General features: G+C 49.7%; 14 protein-coding genes and 5 pseudogenes. 14 read left to right on the forward strand and 5 right to left on the reverse strand.

Annotation, left to right across the window (positions count from 1 at the left end):
* The first annotated feature begins 363 nt into the window (after window positions 1-363).
* The 6 genes and pseudogenes from acpA (at window position 364) to RGU75_RS09945 (ending at window position 7,599) form a co-directional block, all read left to right on the forward strand.
* Window positions 364-2,544 (forward strand): annotated as a pseudogene (gene acpA / locus RGU75_RS09920) (acid phosphatase).
* 454 nt (window positions 2,545-2,998) lie between these two features.
* Window positions 2,999-3,751 (forward strand): annotated as a pseudogene (locus tag RGU75_RS09925) (IS110 family transposase); the annotation flags it as partial.
* Between the two features lie 220 nt (window positions 3,752-3,971).
* A pseudogene (locus RGU75_RS09930) lies at window positions 3,972-4,642 on the forward strand (IS6 family transposase).
* A gap of 266 nt (window positions 4,643-4,908) precedes the next feature.
* A complete protein-coding gene (locus RGU75_RS09935; protein ID WP_322235459.1) occupies window positions 4,909-6,258 on the forward strand; it encodes a cytochrome C in 1,350 nt (449 codons plus the stop codon).
* Between the two features lie 227 nt (window positions 6,259-6,485).
* A complete protein-coding gene (locus RGU75_RS09940; protein ID WP_322240403.1) occupies window positions 6,486-6,644 on the forward strand; it encodes a high-potential iron-sulfur protein in 159 nt (52 codons plus the stop codon).
* A gap of 376 nt (window positions 6,645-7,020) precedes the next feature.
* A complete protein-coding gene (locus RGU75_RS09945) occupies window positions 7,021-7,599 on the forward strand; it encodes a glycine zipper 2TM domain-containing protein (RefSeq protein ID WP_322235461.1) in 579 nt (192 codons plus the stop codon).
* 521 nt (window positions 7,600-8,120) lie between these two features.
* Here RGU75_RS09945 and RGU75_RS09950 read toward each other — a convergent pair.
* Window positions 8,121-8,804: pseudogene (locus RGU75_RS09950) on the reverse strand (RES family NAD+ phosphorylase).
* Window positions 8,795-9,180: pseudogene (locus tag RGU75_RS09955) on the reverse strand (MbcA/ParS/Xre antitoxin family protein). The pseudogenes RGU75_RS09950 and RGU75_RS09955 overlap by 10 nt, the downstream one beginning before the upstream one ends.
* Before the next feature lie 65 nt (window positions 9,181-9,245).
* Here RGU75_RS09955 and RGU75_RS09960 point away from each other — a divergent pair.
* On the forward strand, window positions 9,246-10,262 hold the full coding sequence (locus RGU75_RS09960; protein ID WP_322234666.1) for an IS30 family transposase: 1,017 nt from the start codon (window positions 9,246-9,248) through the stop codon (window positions 10,260-10,262).
* 356 nt (window positions 10,263-10,618) lie between these two features.
* Here RGU75_RS09960 and RGU75_RS09965 read toward each other — a convergent pair whose 3' ends face one another.
* Window positions 10,619-12,760 (reverse strand): hypothetical protein, encoded by a 2,142-nt coding sequence (locus RGU75_RS09965; RefSeq protein ID WP_322235463.1) that lies wholly within the window; start codon window positions 12,758-12,760, stop codon window positions 10,619-10,621.
* Window positions 12,761-13,568: 808 nt separating this feature from the next.
* The gene (locus tag RGU75_RS09970) at window positions 13,569-14,264 is read right to left on the reverse strand and encodes a GntR family transcriptional regulator (protein ID WP_322235465.1); all 696 of its coding nucleotides are present in this window, start codon (window positions 14,262-14,264) and stop codon (window positions 13,569-13,571) included.
* A gap of 242 nt (window positions 14,265-14,506) precedes the next feature.
* Here RGU75_RS09970 and RGU75_RS09975 point away from each other — a divergent pair, with 242 nt between their 5' ends.
* The 5 genes from RGU75_RS09975 to RGU75_RS09995 all read left to right on the forward strand — a co-directional run bounded on the left by RGU75_RS09975 (window position 14,507) and on the right by RGU75_RS09995 (window position 22,734).
* On the forward strand, window positions 14,507-15,727 hold the full coding sequence (locus RGU75_RS09975) for a pyridoxal-phosphate-dependent aminotransferase family protein (RefSeq protein ID WP_322235468.1): 1,221 nt from the start codon (window positions 14,507-14,509) through the stop codon (window positions 15,725-15,727).
* A 210-nt stretch (window positions 15,728-15,937) separates the two neighbouring features.
* Entirely contained in the window at window positions 15,938-17,179 is a 1,242-nt protein-coding gene (locus RGU75_RS09980; protein ID WP_322240405.1) for an MFS transporter, read from the forward strand.
* Window positions 17,180-17,310: 131 nt separating this feature from the next.
* Window positions 17,311-18,105, forward strand: a complete 795-nt coding sequence (locus tag RGU75_RS09985; RefSeq protein ID WP_322235471.1) for a fumarylacetoacetate hydrolase family protein — start codon at window positions 17,311-17,313, stop codon at window positions 18,103-18,105.
* A gap of 89 nt (window positions 18,106-18,194) precedes the next feature.
* Entirely contained in the window at window positions 18,195-21,200 is a 3,006-nt protein-coding gene (locus RGU75_RS09990) for an FAD-binding and (Fe-S)-binding domain-containing protein (protein WP_322235473.1), read from the forward strand.
* A 658-nt stretch (window positions 21,201-21,858) separates the two neighbouring features.
* Window positions 21,859-22,734: a hypothetical protein gene (locus RGU75_RS09995; RefSeq protein ID WP_322235475.1), complete on the forward strand. Its 876-nt coding sequence runs from the start codon at window positions 21,859-21,861 to the stop codon at window positions 22,732-22,734.
* Between the two features lie 38 nt (window positions 22,735-22,772).
* On the opposite strand, the gene RGU75_RS10000 is transcribed toward RGU75_RS09995, so the two are convergent.
* Window positions 22,773-23,303, reverse strand: a complete 531-nt coding sequence (locus RGU75_RS10000) for an isochorismatase family protein (protein WP_322235477.1) — start codon at window positions 23,301-23,303, stop codon at window positions 22,773-22,775.
* A gap of 236 nt (window positions 23,304-23,539) precedes the next feature.
* Here RGU75_RS10000 and RGU75_RS10005 point away from each other — a divergent pair, with 236 nt between their 5' ends.
* Together RGU75_RS10005 and RGU75_RS10010 are read left to right on the forward strand one after the other, a co-directional pair.
* On the forward strand, window positions 23,540-24,211 hold the full coding sequence (locus tag RGU75_RS10005; RefSeq protein ID WP_322235479.1) for a glutathione S-transferase: 672 nt from the start codon (window positions 23,540-23,542) through the stop codon (window positions 24,209-24,211).
* A gap of 142 nt (window positions 24,212-24,353) precedes the next feature.
* Entirely contained in the window at window positions 24,354-25,052 is a 699-nt protein-coding gene (locus RGU75_RS10010; RefSeq protein ID WP_322235481.1) for an aspartate/glutamate racemase family protein, read from the forward strand.
* Window positions 25,053-25,329 lie beyond the last annotated feature (277 nt).

Here is a 25,329-nt window from a genome sequence, read left to right on the forward strand (position 1 = left end):
AACTGCAACCACCAGTGATGCGGGTGCTGTCTGCGTTACTGTGGTAGTTGCTGGGCTCGTTGCCAACGCGGTTCCTGTCGGATGCCAATGCCGATTAAAACCTTTATACCGCACATCATGCTCGTGCCAATGCATTGGTTTAACGATGTAGCCAGATTTTTTGCGTGGTGGAGTTGGTACTGATTGGATATCTTTGGATTCACGTCAACGATAACGGGGTACCCGTATATCATTTCGTGTGGCACCTATATAGCTGGTATTTCATGTAATTGACGTGCTAGAAAAATACTTCTAGCATCAGCGAATTCATATAGTTGACATATTAGGGAATGCTATGGGTTGTTTTGTGGCTTTAGGAATGTGATGAATGCATTTTTTTATTCACCCAGGTTGTGTCTATCGCTGGCTATTTTGTCGTGTGGTCTGAGCCCTTGCAGCGGGATTGTCAACACTGCCTCAGCGGGTATCTTGGGTGGTAATTCCGGAGATGCCACGACTGGTCAGGTCATCGGTGGGTACTATGAAAATGCACGGGTTTGCTTTGAGGATAAAGTAAAAAAAGCGACCTGCGATGCGCGCTCCGTGATTGTTAAAACAGGTACGGATGGATCGTTTAAGCTTCCCGGATCTGCGGTGCTTCCGATTGTGGTAATGATTGATAATGCGGCGATCGAACACGACGTGCCCGGTGATCTAGGTAACGAAGCAGGCCGCACATTCATTTTTCGTGCGCCATCAGGACACACGCGCTTTGTCAGCGCAATATCAACTGAACTTGCCGCAGCGATGGACACCAATGGCGGCAATTTTGCGGATGCCAGCAAAAAATTGGCCGCAAAATTAACTATTGATCCCGCCTATCTTACCGGTGATTTCAATCATCTATCTGGTGAAATCGCAGCAAAAATTCATGCGGAAAATAAGGCAGTCACGGCGGTGATAACATCCGTGATCGCTGCACCGACGGCCACCGCTGACAACACTCCGATCGGGGATACAATTAATAAAGCGCTGGCGATGCGCAACATACAAACTGTCGTCGTGATCTATGCCGAGAATCGCGGTTTCGATAATCTCTATGGTTTATTTCCCGGCGCTGATGGTATTCCTGGCGTTAATCCGAGTTCGCGTACTGCAGCTTACCCGCAAAAAGATTTCGATGGTAATACGCTCCCTGTATTGCCGCCAAGTTGGGGCGGGATGACTGCGGCAGGTCAGACTACCGTGATTACGCAAGCGCAGACAGCCAACTTACCGAACAAGCCGTTTCAAATTGACAACGTCAACGGACTCGTATTTGCCGATTTGTCAGTGATCACGCGTGATCTGGTGCATCGTTTTTATAACAATCAGATGCAAATCAATGGTGGCAAGAACAATCTGTTTGCGGCCTACTCGGATGCCGGCGCTCTCAGCATGGGTTACTACGATGGCAGCAAAATGAAACTGTGGGATGTGGCGAAAAAATATACACTCGCCGATCGTTTTTTCATGGGTGCATTTGGTGGCTCGTTCCTCAATCATCAATATCTGATTTGTGCCTGCGCACCGACTTATCCAGATGCCGATAACGCCACTTCGCCTGCCAAAAACAGCATTTCAGCTGTCGAGGTGGATGCCAGTGGCAACCTGGTGCGACTGACTCCCGGCATTGGCAATCCTACTTCTGTGCTGAACGGTGCGCCGGTCTACTTAAAGGACGGCACACTCACGCCGAAGGATGCGTCCGGGATGTTTTATGCCGTCAATACGATGCAACCGTTGTATCAGCCAAGCGGTAATGCGGCCAGCGCGGACGCGACGTCCACCTATGCTGACGCCAACAAGGCAACGACATTGCCTGCGCAAACACAACGGACCATTGGCGATCAACTATCTGTCAAAAGTATCAAATGGGCTTGGTATTCCGGCGCGTGGAACGCCGCATTGGCTGACGCATCAAGAGCGCCTCGTAATGTCATCTATGCTGGAAAAATCAATTTTTAGCCCCCTCATCAACCGTTTAATTATTATCGCCGTTTCGATCCGGCGACCGCCAACGGCGCTGTCGAACGCGCCAGTCATATGAAGGATTTTGACGCCTCTTTTTTACAGGATGCCGCAGCAGGAAAACTTCCGCCGGTTTCCTTTTATAAACCGCAAGGAAATCTGACTCAACATTCCGGCTTCACCAACGTCGCCGAAGGCGATGCACATATCGCCGATGTGATCGCCAAATTGCAGGCCAGCCCACAATGGAAGAATATGCTGATCGTAGTGACCTATGATGATAACGGTGGATACTGGGATCATGTTGCGCCGCCAAAGGGCGACCGTTGGGGGCCGGGCACGCGTCTACCTGCAATTCTCGTTTCGCCCTATGTAAGGAAGGGTTTCGTCGATCACACCCAATACGACACTGCATCCATCTTGCGCTTCATTACGCGTCGCTACGGGTTGGTGGAACTCGATGGTTTGAAAGCGCGAGACGCAGCGTTAGTGGCGAATGGCGGAGTGGCGATGGGCGACTTGAGTGGCGCGTTGACGGTGGTGCCTCAGGAATAAAGTATTGGTGGTAATAATTGGGGTGTCAGCGCGGCGGTGAAACGGAGATGGTCAACGTGAATTGGCTTAGTCAAATAGCTTAAAGTGTTTGATGCTAATGCTTACATATTGTCAATACGCCAAAGTGCTTGCAGTATATAAGTAAAAAAATTGACAAATCTTACCGCGCTTGAAAAACATCCAGAACCTGTTGCCGTAGTTTGAGGACAAATAAGTTGCCTCAAAATGTCCTGACAAAATGTGATCAGGACGTTTCCATTAGGATTATTTCGGCTCATAGGCGAACAACTATATATTGCGGTTATAGGCCTTTTTTTTCCTCCTTTTTTGAGGAAAATAATTGACACAAAAAAGGATCAACGTCCCGCGATGGCTCCAATGGAATGGACGCACTCTTTCAAACGGCAACGTGCCAACATGGGAGTATTACCCCTAAATAAAAGGAGCGTCCAAAATGAAGATGACTTCGATTGGAATCGATTTAGCAAAAAATGTATTTCAAGTTCATGGCGTCGATGATCATGGAAATGCCGTGCTTCGAAAGAAACTAGATCGCGTAAAAATGGCTGAGTTCTTTATTAAACTGCAACCGTGTTTGATTGGAATGGAAGCGTGTGGCAGCGCACATTACTGGGGCAGGAAGCTGACCGGGATGGGACATACTGTGAAACTGATGGCTCCTCAATTTGTGTGGGCCTATGTCAAGACCAATAAAAATGACATGGCCGATGCAGAAGCAATTTGCGAGGCCGTTTCTCGACCTAATATGCGCTTCGTTCCAATAAAAACGGACGAACAACAAGCTGTTCTGTCATTGCACCGAGTGCGTCAGTCTTTTATCAAAGTGAGAACGGCTCAAGCAAACCAAATTCGCGGATTGTTGTCGGAGTTCGGCATAGTTATTCTGCAAGCAATTGCGAACATCGCCCGGCGCCTCCCGGAACTCAGGGAAAAATCAGATTAGCCGGCAAGCTTTCGAGATCTGCTACAACATTTATATGATCACTTGAAAGACATGGATAAACAGGTCGATGAAATGGATGAGAAAATTCAACAATGGCACCGTTCTTCAGAAATGAGCAGAAAACTTGCAGAAATACCTGGAATAGGTCCCATCACTACCACGGCATTAGTGGCTTCAATTGGAGATGAAGTGATGGCAAACCAGGTTAGACCGTGGTCAGGAAAACCTGTAATGCGACATGCGCTTCGAGCGCGTGGTTCTGATTAGGACCTGGCCAGCAAGTTCCATCAGGGACAGAGGCGCAAACCTCAATGAAAGTCCGAATATATAGCTGCAATCTTACCCTTATACTCATCATCGATTTAATGCTTGGCAAACTGAGGGCGTCCATATATGTCGCATTATCCAAACCTGCGTGCCGATCAGGCAAACTACTGGGTCCCTGAGTAATGGACGAATCGAGATGCTCAAATTTAACGGAATGCGATTTCCAATCGACGTGATTTTGGTCTGCGTCCGCTGGTACGCAGCCTACCCGTTGAGTTACCGCCACCTGTAAGAAATGATGAAAGAACGCGGCGTGGTTGTTGATCACTCATCGATCAATCGTTGGGCGATCAAATTCTTACCGCTGCTGGAAAAAGCATTCCGCAAATACAAGCGTCCAGTTGGTAGAGGCTAGCGAAGGGATAAGACCTATATTGAAGTCAAAAGTGTCTAGAAGTGACTCTATCGATCCATGGACAAGGAAGGCAATACGATTGACTTTCTATTGACCGCCAAACGAGACAAAGTGGCTGCACAACGTCTTTTCGACAAGGCCATGCACACGCATGGCGCTCCTGAAAAAGTCACGATGGATAAAAGCGGTACCAACCAAGCGGCGATCAATGCGATCAATGAGATCAATGCTGGCAGAGAAATTCGGATTGTCGTTCGACAGGTCAAATACCTCAACAATGTGTTCGAGCAGCACCATCGGGCTATCAAACGCGCGACCAAACGATGCGAAATTTTAAATCAATGCGATCCGCTCAAAACGTACTGGCCGGCATCAAACTCATGCACATGATTCGCAATGAACAGATGATCGTCACAGCAGAAAATATGATGTCGTTTGCCGATCAATTTTAGGCTTTGGCAGGATAAATCCGTTCGGTTTGAAGCTGGATCAAAAAACTACGAGCAGTCCGATTTTTCTCTGTTAATGCGACAAAGCCAACGCGACGACCAGCTTCAAGTTCTCTTGGGCATCGCGGGAATACTCTCCATGAAATGTAGTACATCCCCCCCTTATCACACGCGGTCACTTGGTTTAATGTTTGATTCATAAAAAAATACGATGACAACCGTCGCGCTTCATAGCCAAGGGTACTTGACGCTCGCCAAGGGGATTCATAATGAATAATTCGCATGTAATTTTAAAGCACATCGCTGTCGCGCTATGCTTAATTGCTGCTTACGGAGTTATACCTGATGTTGCAGCTAATCCTCTTTTTGCGAGACAAACAAGTCTGAAGTGTGCGTCCTGTCACACTATTTACCCTGAGCTAACGCCCTTTGGCCGAAAATTTAAGCTGGGAGGCTATACGCTGGGAGAACGCGAGAAGATTCCACTTTCTCTGATGGCGATCGTTTCGGCTAATTCGATTAAAAACAATACTGACAAATCGACCGGCGATCAGCTTTTCGGGAAAAATCGCGAATTTGTCGCAGAGGCTATCAGCCTCTTTTCTGGCGGCAAATTTAGCGACAACGCCGGGGGTTTCATCCAATGGACCTACAACAACATCAGCACATCGGACAACCGGAATTTTTCAGGGCACAGTGCGCTTGATAACACCGATCTGCGCTTTGTGAAAATGGCTGGGACAGATGAAAAACCGACGTTTTTTGGTGTGACATTGCATAACAACCCTACCGTTCAAGATGTCTGGAATACCACACCTGCCTGGAGCTATCCGTACTATAGCCCGAGTCTTGCAGCCCCAGGTCGTGGCGTTCCAACGTTTCTTGAATCGGGTGCGCGGGTCGCCGGGATTGGGGCATATGCATACGTGCTTGATTCGCTGTATCTGGAGGCGACCTCCTATCAGACGGCGAAAGGTCCGCTTTCGGTCTTGCGCGCGGGCACTCCCGATAATCAGAGGGTATCGCTATCGGGGTCTAATCCTTATTGGCGCATCACCTATACGTTCGGCGATGAAAACCAGAATTTAACAGTCGGCCACTTTGGAACAACAGTCTCCTTAAAAGGGCAGGATGGAATCAACCCCGGGGACCAATTCCGCGATCTGGGGTTCGACGCGCAATACCAATATTTTAGTAAAGATGCCCACCATATCGTCACCGCTCAAGCTTCCACGATCAAAGAAAAAGCGGAGTGGCGATCCGGATTCCCCAACAGAAATGACAATCCCAGTTCGAGCCAACGTTCTACCCGCGCCAAGATCACCTACCTTCTAGACCGGACTTATGGTTTTACGGTCGCCGGGTTCAATGTTGCAGGGGACGCCGACTTCTTAAGATTTGGGACAACTAATGGGAAGCCGGATACAAGAGGGTATATCGTCGAACTAAATTATTGGCCGCACTACACATTCGATTGGGATCCTCAGGCGAACGTCCGACTGGGACTCCAGTATACGGGCTACACCAAGTTCAACGGGGCCAAATCTAATTACGACGCGACGCTCAGGGACGCTAAAGACAACAATACCCTTTACCTTTACGCGTGGTTAATGTTTTAAGAAGCACTATCAAGCATCAGTCGCTTCCCACTTCGCGCAAGCCCAATCTATTTAGGGAAGCAAGTCTCGTTTTGGATATTACATCGGGAGCAGAAGCCATGAATAAGACCAAACCAATATCGCGCCGGAGTATGCTCCGTCAAAGCACTGTGATGTTGGGCTCAATCGTTATTATTCCTATCGCGATTTACTCGCGGTGCGCAAATGCGGGGTCCGCGAGTAAGGGAATGCTTAATTATCAAGATCATCCCAGGGATGGTCAAAGGTGCGCCGACTGCGCTGCATTCAGGCCTTTGTCCACCCCAGATACAGTTACTGGCACTTGTAAAATTGTGGCAGGACCGGTCAATCTTAGCGGCTGGTGTATGGCGTTTTCGTCAAAGTGATGCGTGTGAAATAAATGTAAGCGCTCAGTCACCCGATAGCGTGCCGCGCCCGGCTGTCCGTATGATTCAGGACGCATCCACATAACTGACATTGCGTTTGGGCAGCAAGCCATACTGCGGCCTTAAAAGATTGACGCCACGTCCAACCGCCACTGCGCCAGCCTGGGCGAGGCATCGATCTTGCCTACACTGCCGGTCAAGATCTTGTTGGCAACGCTGGCTGCCATGATTTCTCATCCAGATAGCCAAGAGTTTGCATGCATTGGGTTAGGCGTGCCCGTGTTGCAATTCGAAACACCTGATACACAATCTCGCTGTGTAAGTGACCGATACGTTCGTACAATAAAATCACTCTCAACGTTCTCTGGAGTATCAAATGGAAGTCAGTCAATCAACACCGCGTATGCATCCATTAGTCGCCGGCGCGGCAGGATCTGTTATCTTGGCAAGTCTGCTTGGCGTCGCAGCGATTGCGGGCTTGCTACCGAATTCTCACGGGAATGCAGTGGGATCGCAAGCGCCAGTAGCAACGCCTGCCGCACAGATGGCGATGTCGGTTCCCGCGGCATTGCCGGCGGGCGCACCGGTCTTAGTACAGACACCCAACGGTTACCAATACATGCAGCCAGTGGCTTCACCTGCGGTGGCGGGATATCAGGTTGCCCCGACGCCCAGTATGACTAAACAAAAAACGGTAGTCCATCATGTTTATCGGCATCATGATTCATCTTATGCACAGGCCCAATATGAAGCGCCGATCCAACAGTCCCGCCAAGTAGCTCAAGCCAGTCCGGTGTCACAAATGAGTCCGTTGGGAATAGCTACCGGCGCGGTGATCGGTGGACTCTTGGGACATCAGGTGGGCGGCGGAAACGGTCGTACGCTTGCAACCGTTGCAGGTGTAGTTGGTGGCGGGTATTTAGGTAATACGGTGGCCAAGAATTACGGCTATTAATTGATCTGTGCTGGCGCTAAGGAATGGATCATTAGCTGCGGCAAAGTCAACGCCGCAAGTCAACAGGCCAATGCAATATCGCGTGTGGCTGATCGGACTGGTAGCGGCCAGCCCAGGAGAGCCTGCAAAAGGTGGGGAGATGAGTTGGTTGCCCGTGCTGTTGAAATGACCTGTCGTTCGCGCGGGGCTTACGCAAATCGCTGGCCGAGGTTGATCTGACACCGAAGACGCCGAGATTGGCGGGCGACAGTTCACCATTGAGAACCGCTACTCTGACCTGCACCAGGCAGTGCGCGCGTTCGTCGGTCCAGCGCATCTGGCGATATTTGGCCATGCGGTGGCTAACAACCAGATTCACTCCCATTTGGCGATGCTGCTGCTGATTGGCAGGCCCGTCCGATAACGGGCACCATAGTTGGACCGCAAGATGACATCTTTTATAAGTTGTTCCAATGGACGTGTTCGGAAAAGCAGCATGAGTATGCAAGAAATAAAATCCTTACCGGATGAGTCGGTATAAGCTATTCAATTCTTTCCGTCACATAGTTAACTTCTTTTCCGTCCCAATGATATTCCAGGTAGGCGGCATGGTTGCATTCACTCAAAATGGCAGTTTTGAATGCCGCGACACAGGTACCATTTTCTCGTCTTACACTTGGGTAGCAAATCCCATTCGAGCCACTTTCACGGATTTCTTTTCCTAATGATTGGGAAGATAAATAACTCTTCAGTGAAAATATCTCTGGATGGGTGTCTTTGTCGGGAAATAAATCTGTCACCAAACCTTTAACTCGCGTTTGGTAAAGACGCATTTGAAGGTAAATCGGCTCCTCATGTGTTGCCAGCATAAAGGCTGCAAAATGACGTTTCGTTTCTGCTATGGTAGTTTCTTTTTCTTTTGCCGCATAAAAAACACCATAACTCCCATTCGAAAACCGGCTTCCATCAGGGTTGAGGTGCGTGAAGGCTACCATGATGGGGCCGCTGCCATTCCCATATATGCGCTCACTTTCTGGTTCCAAAGAAATTTCGCCGATTTCATTTCGAATACGCGGATTTGTCATCGCTTCAATTTCATAGAGCGCGTCAAAGTCTGCGGCTTCGGCCACGCGATCAAATATATAAATGGAAGGAAATCTGGTTGAAATAATTCTGAATCAGGGAAGCCAATCGAGTGTCATCTCCGGCAATTGCATTACGACCATCCACCACGAGCAGCATCAAGATATTGGCGCACCACAAACAAATCAGCCACATTCCCTGACAGCATGCGATCCAGCGCACTTTGCCCGCCAAATAGAGGAGTATTGTTTGGCTTGCTAATCCAGGCATCAGCGGAAATAGTATTTGGAAGTAATATTTGTAAGGATTTATAGATGCCTAGCAAATAAGAAATCCGCTCTAAGGTATCGCGACTGAGCAATGCCGTTCGGGCGCTTTATTCCACTTGAAATAGGCCGCACGGCTAGGATTGCCTAGCAAAATGATTTCTTGGTCGTTTTTTAAATGCCAGTCGCGGGCAATATTAAAGAAGGCTCTTAGCCCTGCGCTCGACAGTCTTTTAGGGGCAACTGTAGCTATCTTTGGGTGTAATACAGGGCGTTCTCAAAGACCAAGTGCAACACCTTCTGCTGTAAGGTGCCGCCATGGCGAAAATTTACAAACATTTAACTACTCAGGAACGCGCCGTCGTCATGACCATGCGCGACGACCTGTGCTCCACCCGATCCATTGCTAAACGCCTTTGCCGTTCAGCCAGCACGATTAGCCGCGAACTCAAACGCACCAGCGGTGCCGGCGTCTACGATGCCAATCTGGCCCACGCACAATGCCAGGCGCGTCGTGTCCTGCCGCGACGTCTTCCCAAACTGCACGCGGACGGGGCCTTGTTCCAGGTCGTCCGGCATCAGCTAAAACTCCTCTGGTCGCCGCAGCAAATAGCGCGCAAACTCAGGGCCCTTTGGCCCGACAATTCTGAGAAATCTGTGTCCCACGAGACCATCTACAACGCCATCTACTTGCACCCACGCGGCGAACTCAAGCGTGAGCTGATTGCCTGCCTGCGTCACCACAACCAGGTCCGTAAGCCACGCAGCCGTGGCACCGATCGCCGGGGTCAGATCCCAGATATGCAGAGCATCCACATCCGGCCTCCAGAGGTCGAGGACCGCCTCATTCCCGGCCATTGGGAAGGGGACTTGATCAAGGGTGCCGGCAACCGCTCATCGGTGGGCACGCTGGTCGAGCGCACGACCGGCTTTGTGGTGCTCGCCAAGATGGACAACGCAACCACCAAAGCGGTCGTCGACAGCTTCTCGGCGGTGCTCAACCGCGAGCCGGCAGCGATGCGCAAGACCATGACTTACGACCAAGGGCGCGAGATGCACGGCCACAAAATCCTCACCGAGCGCACCGGTGTTCAGATCTATTTCGCCGACCCGCACAGCCCTTGGCAGCGCGGGTCAAATGAAAATACCAACGGCTTGTTGCGCCAATACATGCCCAAGGGTTCGGACCTGTCGATCTACTCTCAGGACGAACTCGACGCCATCGCCTTGTCGCTCAATACGCGTCCAAGAGCAAGGCTCGATTATGAGTCGCCACTCGTCGTTTATACTCAGCACATCGCGTTGCTACAACATCCGACTGACACTGTTAATTAACCCAGTGTTGCGCTTGGTATTTGAAACCGCCCAGTCTTAGAAATCCTATTTGTATATAAATGGACTTATTAATTATATTAATCTACAAGTGGATAAAGTGCCAGAAAGCTTACGTTTAGCTGCAAAACGATGCATACATTCAATTTTTTGTTTTTTCGTTATATATTTATATTTTGCGCTAAAAAAATCGCCCATCAATGATTGACCGATAACGGTTCAAAGATGGGCGATGCCACTCGCTTGCATGGCGACGAGCAATCCTGGCGTTGCTATTTCGGCATTCTTCTTAGACGCTACTAAGCAGCTTCAGATCCGCATGAACCGGAAGCCACTCGATAAAACCAGCGCTTAGTTACTTAGTTATTGAATGTTAATTCGGCGTTATAGCCGGGTTGGACCCATAACGTGTTGCGGTATTGACTTTTCAACGTCGTGAATTTATCTTTTCCAATCATTTCACCGGCACGCAAGGTAACAAACTCGCTATTGATAAAGTCCGCCAAATGTTTCGGCCATTCATAATGACCATTTGCGCCCTTTGTCACTGCGAATGATTTTTGGGTTTGATGGCCTTCTGGGTCGGTCAGTGTAATGCGCACGTTGCTGCCGATCTTCAGGTCGCCGGTTGAGGTGATCGCACTGGCGTTTTTCCAGGTTGGCGCACCGTCAGTTGCCGGGTTTACCGTCACCGTTACTTTTGCATCTTTTGCTTGCGACCAGATCACGTTGAGATACTGGCTATATTGCGGTGCAAAGGACCCATCTTTCTGTTGGACGCCTGCGCGGAATTGCGTGGTGTTATTGAGTTGATCGGCGACATACTTGGGCCTGCGATAATGGGTATTACTACCGCTAGGCAAGATGATGTCGATACTCGTTGGTTTGGCGTTAGGCGCTGTCGCGGTAACATTTACCATACTGCCAATCGGTAAGTCACTGGTTGCATTGATCTGTCCAGCCTTGATCCAGGGCCGGCTAATGATCGGCTCATTGATACTTTTGAGCACTTGGCCGGTATTGGCCAGATTACCGCGGGTTTTAGGCCATGGACCTTTCGCCAGCGGTGTACCGTCGCCTTCAATAGCCATAATGGCGCGGGAATAAACCGCATATAGTGTGCCATCCAAGCCTAGTGTCAATTGCTTGATGCCAGAATAATCGGCGCCCAATTTTTTCCAGATAGGCTCGCCTGTGGCGGCATTGAGCGCGTAGAGGCCGTCTTGAGAAGCAACATAGACTGTGCCTGGAATACCTTCTTCTGGTTTACCCTGGCTGACGACCGGGGTCGCAGCGACAGTTGCATTACTCATATCTGGATTGTCTTTGAACTGATAAATCCAGATAGGACCTTGGCCGACGCCCTGTGCGTTTAGTTTCAGCCCGGCGATAGCACCGTAATACTCTCCCTTCTTCTTTACATCGAAAGGGAAGTAAATCCGTGATCCCGCGATAATCGGCTCGGCGACCCCTTCGTAACCGATATACGCTTTTGCCCTTTTAAAACTGAGCAGAGACTTAAATGATTGATCCGGATAAATGGCATAAAGCGTATATTCACCAGGCTTGTAGTCAGCGGTAGGGGGAAGGTGAGGATTGTCAGGATTGCTCTGGCGGTAGCCTAATGAATACACGATATCGTGGTCACCCATCACCGGTTGGAGCAAGCGCACCGGAAGTTCTTTGCCGGCGGCTGTGATTTGATCCCGATCAGGATGAAATGTGTGGACGTGTCCTTTAAATACCGTGCCTTCGCCGAATTCAGTCAATGGTGAATCAGTTACCTGTGTCGAGATATGTACGGCACCATCTGCGCCGACAATCGGCGAGAGTGGAACGTATCCAAGCCTGATTCCACCCTTCTCGAAAGTGCAGGCTACCTCGTCAAGTTGTTGTTGCCACTTAATATGGCCGTCAAAGCCGACGCTGTATAGCTTATGAAAGGCTAATGTATCTGTCACCGCCTGGCAGCCGTTGAAATACAGTCTTTCATCCATGCCTAACGCGCCAGCGTTTGCCCGCATTCTTTTTACCCCGACATTCTCGATATCATCGGCTGGCAGTGTGGTACTTTGAATAATTTTACCGGAGATGCGATCAATGAACAGTAACTCTGTGTGATCCTCTTTTTTTGCGACGATGACATCATCTTTAAGTAATAAGTTATTAAACGATTTTCCGTGGCTGCCGGTGCTATCAAGTTGGTAAATATGTTCCCATTTTTGTTCGAATTTATTACTTGCGCCTTTGAATGAAAGTAGGCCGTATGCATTTGGCGCTGCGCTATCAGTTCGAGGCAACTTACTCATACCGGTATATAAATCGCCTTGTGCATCCACTACTATGTCTTGAAACTGTGTGAACGTCGCAGCAGTACTCGGTTTATGTAACCATTTTAGATCTCCAGCATCAGCATAGGCCGCGTTGGAGATGAATGTCATCACGATTGCCAGCGGAAGGATGCGCAAAGCGGGGCGTTTCAGATTGGATACGATTTTCATTGTCTTATTTGATTCCTGGGATGGGTGTTACGGTCGCGTGACGTGATATGCGCCATTTTGCAATGGGGTGTGTGAAATGGATATTAGCGGGATTTAAAGGCTACATATTTGCCGGTTATATAAAATGTTAATAGTTTATATTGTCTAAAATATATGCTCATGTGAAATATAAATATTTATAAAAGCGGATTTTAAATTATTTTAATAATTGCGACAAATACGCTTTGGTCGTTATATGTGTAAAACACACTATTCATAAAATATTTATTTGATGGTGAAGGCGTTACCGTGTCAATGATTAAGATTAATCTGATATGAGGCGATTTTATTATGGGAGATAAATCTTATGCGGGAGAATAATCTCGTCAGCGTAACGAGGGAATTTTTTTATATAAATTAATAGTATGTTTCCGCCATTAATAATGGGATATTAGAAAGAGTGAGACTTATATTTTCATTATTATTATAATAATAATGTTCATGTTCATGTAAAAGTCTATCCAGAATGTATCCAAGATAAATCTTGAAATTATTGTCCGTATCGTTCAAGAGTAATCGCGTATAAAAATAGATTCTTCTATATTTTTGATGGTCGCGGCGTGTAGTCGCTTTGGCTCGGTAAGCTTGGACAAAATTGAATGCGGATGAGAGGTGAGATGGCAGCAGTTATGTATAGCCGTCACGTATAACCGGCATGAAGTCTTCAAAAAGCTGCGGCTTTTTTGAGGTAGTGCTGTGAGGAGGTTCTTGCGGATGGTCCGATTATTGGCTCTGACAGGCAAAGCCAACTTTTGCAAATCTGAAATATTTAGGACGGAATACTCAGCACTGCATCGCGCTTGCTGAGGAGATGACTGCGCAATATCGCTGAGAGTCTTTTTCCATCTCTAGCTTCAAGTGCCTCGATCATTTCGCCATGTTCATGTGCGGCGTTGTCCCATTTTTGTGCTTGAAAATTTGATTTGAAGCGCAACGCTTTGAGACGTCGATTCAGGCCCAGATAGGTTTGTCGCAGTACGGAGTTTTTGGCTGCTTCATTAATGCGGTCGTGTATCTCTTGATTACGCACGTAATAGCCCGGTAAGTCATTTTGCGCTTTACAAGCCAGCATCGCGTAATGAAGCGCTTTGATTTCGGCTAGCTCAACCGCGGTAATCCGCTCACAAGCCAACTCTCCCGAGAAGGCCTCAATGCCACTCATCAGCTCAAATGTTTCCCAGATTTCGCTTTCTGTCATCTTTGATACCGACGCGCCGCGATTGGGGGATATCTCAATTAAGCCTTCTGCTGCGAGCACTTTCATTGCCTCACGCAGCGGCGTGCGAGAGATGCCTAGGGTTTCGCAAAGCTCTCGCTCGTTGAGTTTCATGCCAGGTATAAGAACGGCCTCGACGATGAGGTTGCGCAAATGCTCGACCACCGTATCGTGCAGTCGCTGACGCTCTAATTTGGGTAGCAAAGGTTGCGTTGGTAAGACAACTTCGCCCTCAATTGTATTTTTCATTCAAAAAATCCTATTCTCTATCCCGCAATTTTATCATCAAGTGAGGAATTGCCCGAAAATTGTGTTATCCAAGATAGGTAGAAAGTAGGATATCTTTCCGCTAATAACCCTATAAATCTTACATTTTTATTAAATTAGTACCGTATGGCTCAATTCTCCTCAACAGAAAGTTTACTTTACGTTTTGTATTTTGGCTGATAAAGTATTTTGTATTCAAAATTCAAAATACTTTAGAGGCACATATGCTAACACTTGATTTCCATCCAGCCGGTCGTCATTTCTTGCAAATTCCAGGCCCAAGTCCTGTTCCAGACCGTATCTTGCGGGCGATGAGTTATCCCACTATCGATCATCGCGGGCCTGAATTTGGTGCGTTAGGCTTGCAAGTATTGGCGGGCATCAAGAAGATTTTTAAAACCGAGCAGCCGGTTATTATTTATCCCGCGTCCGGGACTGGCGCGTGGGAAGCAGCATTGACCAATACGCTTAGTCCGGGTGACGCGGTGCTGATGTACGAGACCGGGCATTTTGCGACGCTGTGGAAAAAAATGGCGGAGGCGTTAGGTCTTAAGCCGGAGTTTCTTGGTCTGCCGGGCGTGGAGGGATGGCGACTTGGTGTGCAGGCCGATTTGATCGAAGCGCGGCTGCGCGAAGATACGCGCCATGTTATCAAGGCGGTGTGCGTGGTGCACAACGAAACGTCGACCGGCGTGACCTCCAATATCGCGGCCGTGCGTAAGGCAATCGACGCCGCAGGCCATCCTGCATTACTGTTGGTTGATACGATCTCAGGATTGGCGTCGGCCGATTATCGGCATGATGAATGGGGCGTCGACGTGACCATTTCAGGTTCGCAAAAAGGGTTGATGTTGCCACCTGGGATTAGCTTCAATGCTGTCTCAAAAAAAGCCATTGCGGTGGGAAAGCAAGCTACATTACCGCGTGCTTTTTGGGATTGGACCGACATCATAGAAATGAACGCAACCGGCTATTGGCCGTACACCCCCAATACCAATCTTTTGTATGCGCTGTCCGAGGCACTGGATATGATTTTGGGCGAGGGTCTTGATAACGTGTTTGCACGCCATCAGCGTCTTGCCGCGGCATGTCGTGCAGCAGTTCAGGCGTGGGGACTGGAAGTGCAGTGCGCTGATCCCGCCGTGTATTCGCCCGTGCTGACCGGCGTGATGACACCAGTTGGTTTTGATGCGGATGCGATTCGCAAGACGATCTATGAAAATTTTGATATGTCGCTGGGTACCGGACTAGGCAAGATGAAAGGCCGTATGTTCCGCATCGGTCACTTGGGCGAAGCCAATGATTTGACCTTAATGGCGACGCTTTCCGGTTGCGAAATGGGGCTGAAACTTGCTGGCGTGACATTGGCGGGTAGTGGCGTCCTGGCGGCGATGGATTATCTCTCCACGCACAAGAGCGCATCCATGCTGAAAGCGGGCACATAACAAGCCACAAACCACAAACCATAAGTCACATCATTACTGCCCGAACCAAGCAGCCCACGTGCTCCATTAGCGACGCTGCCCGTTGACCACAAAATCGCAGAGACGATTTATGGTGAGCGGCAAGAAATAACGCTTTAGCTTGACGACCAATACATATTGGAGACAACCTTGAAACACCTACGCTTTCGCGCGACCACCATCGTGCTTCTCATGCTTTGCCTGATGTATTTCATCACTTATCTGGATCGTGTGAATGTGAGTACCGCCGCGGCAGGATTCGGCAAAGAGTTCAATCTTTCTAAAACCGAAATCGGTCTAGTCTTTTCCGCCTTTGCTTATCCTTACCTTGTATTCCAAATTATTGGCGGCTGGGTCAGCGACAAATTTGGCGCGAAGCGAACGCTGATTTATTGCGGTATTTTGTGGGCCATTGCAACCATTCTGACCGGCTTTGCTGGCGGTCTGACGTCTCTATTGTTGGCGCGTCTTTTGCTCGGATTGGGTGAGGGCGCAACATTTCCCGCCGCGACCTCAGCGATGGCACGCTGGATACCGAAAGAGAAACGCGGATTTGCGCAAGGTATTACGCACGCATTCGCCCGTATCGGTAACGCAGCCGCGCCAGCGGCAATCGTTTTCGTCATGGTGCAATACGGATGGCGAGAATCGTTCTACATCTGCGGCGCGTTAAGCCTGGTTTGGGTGCTTGTATGGGCTTTTGTATTTACCGAAGATCCCACCAAGCACCCGCGCATAACGCCCGAAGAATTGGCTGCGATGCCAGCGCCCAAAACAGGCAATACCAAAACGCCGTGGGGGCCGCTCTTTAAGCGAATGTTGCCTGTCACTATTGTGTATTTTTGCTATGGCTGGACGTTGTGGTTATTCCTGAGCTGGATTCCGCAGTACTTTTTGCACAGCTATAACCTCGACATGAAGAAATCCGCTATCTTCGCCTCCAGCGTCTTTTTTGCCGGTGTCGTCGGCGATACGCTGGGCGGGATTGTCAGCGATAAATTGTTGATACGCACCGGCAATCTGAAGATCGCCAGAAGTTACATGGTGTCTGTCTGTATGTTGCTCACCTTGTTGTCGTTGCTGCCGATCATCTTTACCCATAACCTTTATGTCTCGATAATCTGTCTCAGCGCGGGCTTCTTCTTTGCGGAAATGACGATTGGTCCGATGTGGGCTATTCCAATGGATATCGCCCCCGAATCGGCGGGTACAGCCAGCGGCATGATGAATACGGGTTCGGCACTGGCAGCGATTATTTCACCGGTTTTGTCGGGCTATTTAATTGACCGATATGGTAGTTGGGAATTGCCATTTGTCGGCAGCATGATCTTGATGGCGGTAGGTGTGGTGCTGGCGTTCCGTATGCAGCCAGAGGCGAAGTTTGCCTCGGCCGATGGGCTCAAGGCGACGATGGCATCCAAAGTGCAGGTTTAGTCTGCACGCGTACGATGATTAGGTGGCAATATGACGTCCGGGGTGAGCGTGGCAGGAATAATGTTTTGCACGTTTTCCCGCTCGTTTCATCCGACCATTCAACCATCCACCATCTAATGTAGAGAGATTTTATGAGCACAATATCCGCGACCGATTCTGCGACTGATTCTGTAAATGCGTTAGCCGATATCTTGAGCGTCGCGTATAACGGCAACACCACAATATCGGTACCAGCAGCGCTGGAACCAGAGAATAGTGACCGCGCTTACGCGGTTCAGCAACGCATTCTGAAGAACTGTCATGTCAGCATCGGCGGGTGGAAAATCGGAGCGAAGTCCGATATCGGACCGATTCAGGGCGCGCCGTTGCCACAGCTGCGCATTTATGCGGCGTCTGCTTCAACACCTGTTTCAATTGCGCTAAAAGACTATCCCGTGCTTGGTCTTGAACTGGAGATATTCTTTTCATTTAACAGGGATTTCTTGCCGCAATCTGAGCCGATTCCAGAGCAAGAAGTATTAGAAAGTATCAGCGGGTTTGGTGCTTCCATTGAGATCGTTTCAAGCCGGGTAAATGGTTGGCGCGATGCGCCCAAGCTAGTCCAGCTTGCAGACTTGCAAAATCACGGTGCATTGATGATTGGTCAGATGGTCGCATACCGTGGGGATTTTTCTACGTTGAATCCGGTTGTTGATTTGCGTCTCGACGGCGTTACTCTGTTTAGCGGAGTCGGTCAAAATCCCGCTGGTGATCCGCGGCGGTTGTTATGCTGGCTAGTTAATCATTGCAGCCAAAAAGGGCTGGCATTGTTAGCCGGGACCGTTATCACTACGGGTTCCTATACCGGCGTGGATTTCCCAACTCAGGGCGGCAGGGTGACCGGTGAAATTGCAGGACTTCCTGCCGTCACTTTCGAACTGATTTAGGTCACATTTTTAGCACCTCTTAAGCCGATTTTTAACCTCAATTTGACGTTGCTTTCTCGTCGCTTTCTATTTTTATCGTGAGTCCAATTATGTTGATTAAGCCTATTTTTCTCGCTCCACCAAGCAGCGGCAATGGTTCAGTAATAGCGACTCTGTTAAAACGTGAAATGCGCGGAGATGTTTTGTTTGGAAAAGCAGACCGTGGCAGATACGCCACGGATGCCTCCATTTATCAAATCATGCCGATCGGAGTGGTCGTGCCGCGCGATCAGAAGGATCTCTTGCTGGCACTCGACATCGCGCGTAGCCGTAAGATGCCGATTTTAGCGCGGGGTGCTGGCACTAGTCAGTGCGGGCAAACAGTCGGTGACGCGCTGATTATTGATAACAGCAAGTGGCTCAATAATGTGATTGACTTTGATCTGGAAGCGCGCACTGTCACGGTCGAGCCGGGAATTGTGCTCGATCATCTGAATGCGTGGTTAAAACCGCATGGGTTATGGTTTCCTGTCGATGTATCGACCGCGGCACAATGTACATTGGGCGGCATGGCGGGTAACAATTCTTGCGGTTCGCGCTCGATTGAATACGGCAATATGGTACATAACGTGCTGGCAATCGACGCGGTACTTGCCGATGGCGTGCAAGGTCGGTTTGGCCGGCTGGATCAGATGCCCGATAGCGGGCGCCTGCACGACATCGTGCTGGGTCTGCAACGGATTGCGCAACGTGAGCGAGATGAAATTATTGAACGCACACCAAAGGTTTTGCGTCGCGTCGCCGGTTATAACATCGATATCTTTGATTGCCAGAATCCACGGGCGTATACCGATGATGGCATGGCTAATCTGGCGCAGATTCTCGTGGGTTCTGAAGGCACGTTGGCCTATACCCGACAGATCACGTTAGCACTGCTGCCGATACCGGAACACAAAGTATTGGGCGTGGTGAATTTCCCCACCTTTTATCAAGCCATGGATATGGCGCAGCACATCGTCAAGCTTGGACCGACCGCTGTGGAGCTGGTAGACCGCACGATGATTGATCTGGCGATCAGTAATCCGGCGTTTCGTCCAGTGATAGAAAAGGCATTGATAGGAAAGCCCGCAGCGATTTTGCTGGTTGAGTTTTCGGGCGAAGATCTGGATGTGCAGCGGAAAAAATTATCTGCGCTGGCGGAGTTGATGAGCGATCTGCATTTGCCCGGTTCAGTGGTGCAGATGTCGCAGGCTGGTGAACAGAAAGCTTTGTGGGAAGTGCGCAAGGCGGGATTAAATATCATGATGAGCATGAAGGGCGATGGCAAGCCAGTGTCCTTCATCGAAGATTGTGCTGTGCCGCTTGAACATCTGGCCGAGTACACAAGTCAACTCACTGAAGTCTTTCATCAATATGGGACGGAAGGCACGTGGTACGCGCATGCCAGCGTAGGAACCCTGCACGTTCGGCCGATTCTGGATATGCGGCGAGAGGGCGCAAAGGACATGCGCGAAATCGCCGAAGCGGCATCGGCATTGGTGCGCCAATACAAAGGCGCGTACTCAGGAGAGCACGGCGACGGACTCTGTCGCGGTGAGTGGGTGGCGTGGCAATATGGGCCAAAACTGAATGCAGCCTTTGCCGAAATCAAAGATTTGTTCGATCCTGAGAATCGCTTCAATCCCGATAAAATCGTTCGTCCACCAAAAATGGATGACCGTAGAAATTTCCGTTACGCGCCGGGTTACCGTGAATTGTCTTTGGTTCCCGCACTTGATTGGTCACAGTGGAACGTCAACCGTGATCCGCTTACAGGCGAAGAGACTGCGCCCGGCACTGGCGATGATCGCACAGGCGGATTGGCCAAGTTGGTAGAAATGTGTAATAACAACGGCCATTGTCGTAAGTTCGATGCAGGAACAATGTGCCCAAGTTATCGTATTACCAAAGATGAAAAGCATGTGACGCGCGGTCGCGCTAACACTTTACGTTTGGCAATGTCTGGTCAGTTAGGAGAGGACGGTCTTGCTAGTGAGGAAGTGAAGGAAGTATTAGATCTGTGTGTTTCTTGCAAGGGATGTAAACGCGATTGCCCAACCGGCGTGGACATGGCTAAGATCAAGATTGAAGCGCGCGCCGCATGGACCAGAAAAAACGGTCTGCAACTACGCGATCGTCTGGTTGCTTTCATGCCACGCTATGCGCCGTATATGCGTAACGTTGGCGGAGCGCTGGCGCTGATAGAAGGGGTTCCGTATCTTTCCGGGTGGATAAAAAAATCGCTGGGATTGGCACCGCAGCGGTCCTTTCCACGCTTCCGAAAATCGTTTTTGGGCAATGCAAAAACGAGTACGCCGGACGTCCATCAGCGTAAAGAAGTTCTCTTGTTTGTGGACACGTTTAATAACTATATGGAGTCGGAGAACGCTGTTGCCGCACAGCAGGTTCTGGAAGCCGCTGGATATACCGTGCGGTTTAATATTGTTCCCGGTCAGCGACCGTTATGTTGCGGTCGGACCTATTTATCTGCGGGATTAGTCGAAGAGGCAAAGGCCGAGGCGCGGCGTAGTCTGGATGCATTGATGCCGTTTGTTAATCGGGGTGTACCGATAATTGGTCTGGAACCGTCCTGTTTGCTCACGCTGCGCGATGAGTTTTTGAGCTATGGTTACGGCGAGGAGGCAGAGAAGTTATCAGGCTCCGCTTATTTACTTGAAGAGTTTTTGGTAAAAGAGCAAAAGGCGGGGCGCTTCACGCTGGACCTGAAACCGCTACCGACTAACAAAGTATTGCTGCACGGTCATTGTCATCAAAAGGCATTTGATGCTTTTAGTCCGGTGCAGACTGTCCTAAAATGGATTCCCGAAGTTCAATTGTCGGTGGTGGAGTCGTCCTGTTGCGGAATGGCAGGAAGTTTCGGTTACGAAGCGGAGCACTATGAAGCATCACTGGCGATGGCTGAACTGGCATTGCTTCCTGCGGTGCGCAAGGCGGGTAAAGGCGCGATTATCGTGGCCGACGGGACCAGTTGCCGTCATCAGATTCATGACGGGACCGAGGGAGAAGCGATGCATGTCGCGTGCGTTCTTGCGCTGGCGTTGGCTGGTAGTCAATGATCGCAGGCTCGCCAGAAGTCCGTCGGATCTGCGCGGCTCGATTTCATAGATCACCGAGATAACATAATTAACAGAGAAAACGGAGATTGCTTCATTTAGCGATCATCGTCGTGTTTTTTGGCTTCTCCTTCCCACATCAGGGTGATGCGCATCAACTTTTTGTTTGCCCTTGATCAAATAGATAGCTTCCAATTCCGGCGTCAGATCGTTGGATGCCGCGACTAGCGTATACTTTCCTATTCCAGGCAGGGTTAAGCGGTCTCACGTCGGCATTCCAAAAAATCCCAAGATAGCTAACTTCTCAGTAAATTCCGTATTAAAGCAATGTTATTTCGACATCGATCCTACGACCGAATTTTTTCAAGAGTTTCCTCTGCTACTATCATGTCCGAATTGTTCAATAGTCACCACGTTCCTAACTTTTTTAGCGTTTATTGCAGGGAGAAAAACCTGGTGAGGATGTGATTGATGGAAATTTTCGTTGGTGTAATCATTTTTTAGGCCCATTTAGGGGCTGAGCACGCAGCTACACTATGTTTCACAATTTAACGTGAAGAATTTTTGCGAATTGTTTAAAATCCATTTTTCGGATTTACTTAGACATTTCGAATAACATTTGTTCGGTCCCCATCAGGGGCAGTTGACCTCCATCGGTAAAATGAGTAAAAAGACAACGCAAACAACCAGTTCGCTGAAAGTACGTGCACGGCGCAGGACAGTGATCGGTATTGCCTTGTCGGTTTTACTTCATGTGGGTCTGCTGACGTTTGTATGGTTTCAGATGGATGAGGATGTGCCGCCTCTGAAGCCAGACGCCGCGCCGCTGGTGGTTTCGCTTATAAAAAGTAAGCAGGAGACACCTTCCAGAGTGGTTTCGTTGCCGCAGCCGAAAGCCGTGCCGCATCCGCCCGCCAAGCCGGTTGTTCGGCCTAAAACACCGCCTAAACTCGCCGCACGTCCGTTACGTCGCCCAACGCGTCCGACCTCGACAGCGCGTATAACGCCTGCACCCTCGCCAATACAGGCGACGTCACCGACCGATACGATTAAACCCGCGCCGCCAGAAATGGATATGAGCACGATGCTCAACTCCGCCCGTGATCGCCGACGTGCTGAAGCCGAAGCCGAGGGACGCCCTGACCCTGATCCGGGTGCGCCAGCAGAAAGCAATGCACCTGCTGATAATGCGGTTGCAAAGGCGAATATTCAATTTTTAGCGCGCAAAGGCGAAGGCGGTGGCGGAATATTCCAGATCATCAGCAAAGGGCCACGCGTCGCGCAATACGTATTCCGTGGGTGGGGCGCAACCGCCCGCGAGAGCCGCCGTCAGACGATTGATGTGGATGCTGGTTTAAATGGCGATATCAATGCCGCTATTATAAAGAGCATGATCGAACTGATTCGCAAGCGCTATCCGGGCGACTTCCAGTGGGACTCGCAACGATTGGGGCGGGTCATCACGCTGTCAGCCAGAGAAACTGACGCCCAGGCTTTGCAGGCATTCCTAATGCTGGAATTTTTCGGCCGGCCTTAAGCGTGATGGTGGGTCAGCACCAACCTACCAGTGGCGGGCTACTTGATCAACGGCAATAGTTGACGAAAAGCCGGGTGTTCACTATTGCGTACCCATTCGTAAGCCACCATTTCGACCGTAACGAGTTGCGCCCCGGCTTGCTGTAACCGCGCCAGTGCGGCGTCGCGGTCGCTTTCCCGGCGCGATCCGACGGCATCAACCACAACCCGTACCACAAAACCGTGCGCCAGCAGGCCGAGTGCCGTTTGCAGCATGCAAATATGCGCTTCGCAACCCGCTATGATAATTTGTCGCCGCGGGCGCGGCAGGATACCTAGCAATCCGTCTGCGCAGGCATTGAAATGGATTTTGCTGACAGTCGTCTGGCACAGTTGCTTAATAGCATCTTCATTCCCGCCAAGTTTGGTTGGGCTCTGTTCCGTTCCAATGATGGGCACGTTGACCAATTGCGCGATGCGGCCCAGACGCACCGCTTGCGCTGTGACCGTTTCACCCTGATGAATCGCAGGCATCAGGCGTGACTGGAAATCCACTAACAATAAAGTTGATTTTTCGACGTCGATCAGCATGGTGTTCTCCCTTAATTTTTATATTTTCTTGCGTTGACTTTATTTGCAAGCGCGGGGATCGGCGGCGGCGCTGGTCCTTACTTTTAATTATAGAACCACCACGCGATCAGTGAAGGATGTTTTGTATTCTGGTCGCATCTGTGGCGCTATTGTAAAGCGGTGTTCCAATGGCATAATCGGACAACGTATTGATTTCGCTAGCTAACGATTGCCCACACTTCGCAGGAACTTCAACCATGATTACTGTGCACCATTTGAATAATTCGCGCTCGCAGCGGGTACTTTGGCTGCTAGAAGAACTCGGCCTGGAATATGAAGTAAAACGCTATCAGCGTGATCCAAAAACCATGTTGGCGCCGCCATCTTTGCGCGCCATTCATCCGCTTGGGAAATCGCCGGTGATTACTGATGGCGATAATACAGTCGCAGAATCGGGCGCAATCATCGAATACCTGATTCAGCAATATGGCGGTGATCGTCTGAAACCGCCGATTGGGAGCAAAGATGCGCAACGCTATACCTATTGGATGCATTATGCAGAAGGTTCTGCGATGCCGCCATTGCTGATGAAATTGATTTTCGAACGCCTGCCGAAGCCGCCAATGCCGGCGTTTTTGAGGCCTTTTGCCAGACTGATTTCGGGCGGCGTACAAAAAAGTTTCATTGATCCGCAACTCGTCACGCATTTAAATTTCATGGAAGCCGAACTGGGAAAAAGCACCTGGTTTGCTGGAGAGGATTTTAGTGCAGCTGATATACAAATGAGTTTTCCGCTAGAGGCGGCGAATATGCGTGCCGGTTTAGATAAGACGCGCCCACGCCTGATGGCCTATTTGCAGCGGATTCATGCGCGGCCTGCTTATTTGCGTGCGATCAAAACAGGCGGCAAGTACGATTTTATGCAGTAACTTAACTGCTAGGTATTAAGTCAAACAAGCCTATGTCGGTTTGCATTTAAGCCTGTTATGTTTTTAAAACAGTGTATGCGCCACAATCAACGAGGACGCACCTCCAATAAGCGCTGACTGTTTCCACTTTAAGGGGTTTCGATTGAAAATCATTGGCTTAATCGGCGGCATGAGTTGGGAATCGACTGTGCCGTATTATCGTCAGATCAACGAGGCGATTAAAGAGCGTCTGGGTGGCTTGCATTCTGCAAAGATCATCTTGTATAGCGTCGATTTTCACGATATCGAACAGTTGCAGCACGTGGAAAATTGGGACGCAGCAGGAGCGTTGCTTGCTGGCGCCGCACGCTCGCTTGAATTGGCTGGTGCCGACTTTTTAGTTCTTTGTACAAACACCATGCACAAGATAAGCCCTGCCATCGAGGTAGCCGTGCGCATTCCTTTGTTTCACATTGCGGATCCAACCGCTCATCAAATCAAACAAGCGGGGATTATGACGGTCGGTCTGCTTGGTACCCGCTTCACGATGGAACAGGATTTTTATCGCGACCGACTGTGTACACAGCATGGGCTTAAAGTGCTGATCCCAACGTTCGAGGACAGGGAAACGGTTCACCGAATCATTTATGAAGAACTCTGCCTTGGGAAAATTGTTGCTGATTCCCGGGCTGAGTATCGCAAAGTGATGGCCAAACTGGTGACGCAGGGCGCGCAAGCAATTATTCTTGGCTGTACCGAGATAGCGCTTCTGGTCGGGCCACAGGATTCAGAGGTGCCACTGTTTGATACTGCTAGTATCCACGCGCGCGCGGCGGCTGATTGGGCGCTTTCAGCGACGTGAGCGTTTAGACGGATGTCATCATATTGTCGCAATTGAGACGATGATGTGGAAAGCGGCGCGCGCTGCTGCTTTGGTCGTTTGATCGCTTGGCAATCGTGTCTGGATTAGTCCTAGGACTATTCTCGACAATTTATGTGCGTTTAATGATATGGCGCTGTCAGAATATCGGCAATCCCAGTAGAATCAAAACAGACCGATTGAAATTGCTCCGTTCGGTCAGGCCGCTGTGCAGGCAAAGTTTTTAATGTGATTTTTTATCATTTGACCTGTTCGAGTA

Origin of the sequence: Glaciimonas sp. CA11.2 (genome assembly GCF_034314045.1) — a bacterium.
GTDB lineage: Bacteria > Pseudomonadota > Gammaproteobacteria > Burkholderiales > Burkholderiaceae_D > Glaciimonas.

Coding starts and splice junctions, on each gene's coding strand:
- RGU75_RS09935 (WP_322235459.1), top strand. CDS start 4,909: ATGAATAATTCGCATGTAATTTTAAAGCACATCGCTGTCGCGCTATGC.
- RGU75_RS09940 (WP_322240403.1), top strand. CDS start 6,486: ATGCTTAATTATCAAGATCATCCCAGGGATGGTCAAAGGTGCGCCGAC.
- RGU75_RS09945 (WP_322235461.1), top strand. CDS start 7,021: ATGGAAGTCAGTCAATCAACACCGCGTATGCATCCATTAGTCGCCGGC.
- RGU75_RS09960 (WP_322234666.1), top strand. CDS start 9,246: ATGGCGAAAATTTACAAACATTTAACTACTCAGGAACGCGCCGTCGTC.
- RGU75_RS09965 (WP_322235463.1), bottom strand. CDS start 12,760: ATGAAAATCGTATCCAATCTGAAACGCCCCGCTTTGCGCATCCTTCCG.
- RGU75_RS09970 (WP_322235465.1), bottom strand. CDS start 14,264: ATGAAAAATACAATTGAGGGCGAAGTTGTCTTACCAACGCAACCTTTG.
- RGU75_RS09975 (WP_322235468.1), top strand. CDS start 14,507: ATGCTAACACTTGATTTCCATCCAGCCGGTCGTCATTTCTTGCAAATT.
- RGU75_RS09980 (WP_322240405.1), top strand. CDS start 15,938: ATGCTTTGCCTGATGTATTTCATCACTTATCTGGATCGTGTGAATGTG.
- RGU75_RS09985 (WP_322235471.1), top strand. CDS start 17,311: ATGAGCACAATATCCGCGACCGATTCTGCGACTGATTCTGTAAATGCG.
- RGU75_RS09990 (WP_322235473.1), top strand. CDS start 18,195: ATGTTGATTAAGCCTATTTTTCTCGCTCCACCAAGCAGCGGCAATGGT.
- RGU75_RS09995 (WP_322235475.1), top strand. CDS start 21,859: ATGAGTAAAAAGACAACGCAAACAACCAGTTCGCTGAAAGTACGTGCA.
- RGU75_RS10000 (WP_322235477.1), bottom strand. CDS start 23,303: ATGCTGATCGACGTCGAAAAATCAACTTTATTGTTAGTGGATTTCCAG.
- RGU75_RS10005 (WP_322235479.1), top strand. CDS start 23,540: ATGATTACTGTGCACCATTTGAATAATTCGCGCTCGCAGCGGGTACTT.